The sequence below is a fragment of the Limnohabitans sp. genome (assembly GCF_031539175.1).
In the GTDB taxonomy this organism is placed as follows: Bacteria; Pseudomonadota; Gammaproteobacteria; order Burkholderiales; family Burkholderiaceae_C; genus Limnohabitans.
In genome coordinates, this window is sequence record NZ_JAVKLQ010000083.1 from 1 (window position 1) to 3,514 (window position 3,514).

At 53.7% G+C, this 3,514-nt stretch carries 1 protein-coding gene; it reads left to right on the forward strand.

All coding sequences use genetic code 11. From position 1 onward, the window contains the following. Positions 1-149 precede the first annotated feature (149 nt). Positions 150-3,287, forward strand: coding sequence for a PAS domain S-box protein (locus tag RMS95_RS15410; protein ID WP_310647067.1), 3,138 nt, complete (start codon positions 150-152; stop codon positions 3,285-3,287). Positions 3,288-3,514: the final 227 nt, after the last annotated feature.

The window sequence follows — 3,514 nt, forward strand, 5'->3', positions numbered from 1 at the left end:
AACCGTGACGGATGAGGAATTGACTATGATTGAAAACCGATTGAATCATCGCCCCAGAAAGCGACTAGGATTCAAGACACCTCACGAGGTATTCCATGCCTCGTTAAAGCGTGTTGCACTTCGTCCTTGAATCCGCCTCTTATAAGAGCATGACCTTTCAGTTCTACGCGTTGGTCGGCCTGACCTTGGCCTTGATTTTGGCCTCCTTGGGCTGGTTGGTGAACATCGTGCGCAACTTGGTGGGCGGAGAGCCACGCCGCTTGGTCAATGTCACCCACGAAATTGTTCTGGGTAACTTGGAGCAAACCATTGACGTCGCCCCTGGCGACAAGTCCAGCGCATTGGCCAATATTCGCGTGATGGTGGAGAGTTTGCGCTCGAACCAAGCCAAAAACCATCACCGCTTATGGATTGACAACGGACTGGCCTTGATCAATGAAACCGTGCGCAACGAGCATTCGCCCTCGCAGTTGGCCATGGAAATCAGTCAAAAAATGGCCCATTACTTGGATGTTCAAGCATGTGCACTGTACGCCTACGCCTTTGGCGTGGTGGACGACTCCATGATTCAGCGCCAAAAACTCACCCTATTGGGCAGCGAATCACACGACAGCACTGCCTTTCCGCACGAGTTGCCACTGCCCAGCCACCTGCTGAAACAAGCGGCCATCGACGGGCTGCTGCTGCGTAACAAAGATTTGCCCACCGCTTGCCTCGAAGCGCTGGACGCCGCGCATAACGAACAATCACGCCACTTTTTGATCATTCCATTTCAGTTTGAAAACCAGGTGCGCGGCATCTTTGTGGTCAAGTCACGGTACCAATTGCCCGTTCATGTGTCCGAGCTGATGCTGCCCGGCTCAGTGGCCATCGGCGTGGCTTACGAGTCAGCGCAAAACCGCGAAACCTTGTTGGCTTCGTTGATGGATTCGCACCGTCTGACCAACCAGCTGCAAGAAAACCAAGAAAAACTACAAGATAGCCAAATTTCGATTGAGCAACAGATTCAGTATGTGAACGGTCTGTTCTCGTCCATGCAAAGCGGCTTGATCGTGGTGGACGAACTGGGCGACATTCGCGATTGCAACACCGCGTTATTGGGTCTCTCAGGCTTGAGCCGCAAAGAAGTGATCGGTCAACGCAGCACCATTTTGTTTGACGACGACGAAGCCACGCTGACGCTGTTCTTGAACAGCCTGAGCAAAAGTTTGACGCGTTTGGAGTTCATTGAGCCCGGCAGTTACATGAATTTGCTCAACCAAACGCCTTTGGGCTGCGTCCAAATTGACGCAGATGGCTGCATTCAGTTTGCCAACTCGCGTGCCAATCAAATGACGGGCTACTTTGGGAAAGAATTGATAGGCCAACCCTTGTCAGTCCTCAGCCCAGCGCCTTTGCGAGCCAAATACACCAAACTCTTGCAGAGTTTCTTGGACGACAAAAACGACCAGAAAACCGGCTACAGCGGCTTGCTCTATCTGCAAACCAAAGAGGGTGAACAACTCACGATCGAGTTGGGCATGGTCAACCACACCGTCAACGGTCAACGCACCGTGCTGGCGTTCATACGCAACGAGCACGACCTGCCTTGGTCGGTGACCATCACCACCACCTTGAACCGCTTGGTGAATGATGACGACGAGTCGGTGGTGACTTTGCTGAAGAACAAAAAAGGGCCGAGCACGCCTGTGCGGATTTCGTCGTCCATCATGTTCAGCGTGCGAGGCATTCCCGAACAAACCGTCATCAACGTGCACGACGTGTCGTCGCTGATTCATAAAAACGAGCAAATCAAACTGCAAAACAGTTTGCTCGAAAAAACCATGGATGCCATGCAAGATGGCGTGCTGCGAATCGACAGAAGCGGCGCCTTGCTCAGTGCCAACCCAAAGGCATTGGAACTTTTTGGTTACGCCAAGGTTCATGTGCTGGGCCACACACTGGGGGCGTTGTTGCCCTCCGCCGACAACAACCAGCTAATTGAACATTGGGTGCCCGAGTATCACGGCGACGTGATGCAACGTTTGTACGACATGGACCCAGAGCGCTTTTGGCAACGCCTCGCCGACATGCCCTACCCCGTGCTGGGCTTTGACGCTTCCGAGCGCGTGAAGTTCACCAATTTGGCCAGTCAAACCTTTTTGGGCTACGCCCACCACAGCCTGCACGGGCACCATTTGTTGTCGATTTTGACCAAAGCTTGCTTGGACGAACTGCCACAACCCGTCAGCCTGCACAGCTTGACCACGCTCGCCACAGAAGCCAAAGTGCTGAATTGGCTCAAGTCGGATCAAAACGTGGTGTCCGAGAGCACACAGTTTTTCACGGTAAAAACTGACACCGAACTCTGGGTGATTGCCTGCTTAGGCAACAGCGTCGAAGAAGCCAAGGCCCAAACCATGCACGCTGTACAAAACGTGGAATGGGTGGTGAACCAGCACGAAGGCGAACAAATTCCTGTGGTGTTGACCGCCGCGCCGTTGCGTGATGCGCAAGGCCTGATCACCGGCGCCGTCATCACGATGAAGGACATGCGTGAGTTCAAGGAAAAAGAAGCCGAAAACCTGCGCATGGTCCAAAAAATGGAGCAATCGCAGCGCTTAGACGCGTTGGGCCAACTCGCTGCTGGTGTGGCGCATGACTTCAACAACCTCTTGGGCGTGATCCAAAACCATGCCGAATTGGTAGAAATGAAGATCGGCGAAGACTCCAAGGCCGCGAAAAACCTCAGCGCCATCATGCAGGCCACCACCCGCGCACGTGACATCGTGATCAAGCTCAACGGCTTAGGCCGCGAGCGCCCGCCCGAGGAAGAGGAAGAAAACCTCACACTGTTTGAGTTGTCCCCGGTCATTGACGAAACCAAGTCGCTCTTGCAAGCCAGCCTGAAAGGCATTGACATTGCCATCGAACCCGTCACACCCGATGCGGCCAACGTGCAACTCAAAGGCCAAAGCGGCAGCTTGCAACAAGTGCTGGTCAACCTGTGCGTGAACGCCAGCCACGCGATCGGTGAACGTCGCGACGGGCGCATCGTCATTTCGGCCTCGCGCCCGACAGAAAACACCGTGGCCGTGGCCGTGATCGACAACGGCAGCGGCATCCCGCCCGAGACCTTGCCACGCATTTTTGAACCGTTCTTCACCACCAAAGAAGTGGGCAAAGGCACCGGTTTGGGCCTCGCCATGGTGCGCAGCATCGTCACACGCATGGGCGGCAGCATTGACTGCCAATCCGAAATGGGCGTGGGGACCAGCTTCATCGTGACCCTGCCGTTTTTCCGTTGATGCCTCTTTTTGGGGCGGATTCATCCATAATGCCGTTATCATTTTTTTCGAAATTAGCAATTAATCTAGAAAAACAATTTTTAATAAACGGCGGATTCAAGGACGAAGTGCAACAAAGATGAACTGGTTATAGGTGGCTGAGGATGCGAGAGCATCATGGCCGCTTTAACCGCCAAATCGAAATTGCCCAATGTACAAGCACCTCAGCCGAGAAGAACGATACCAAA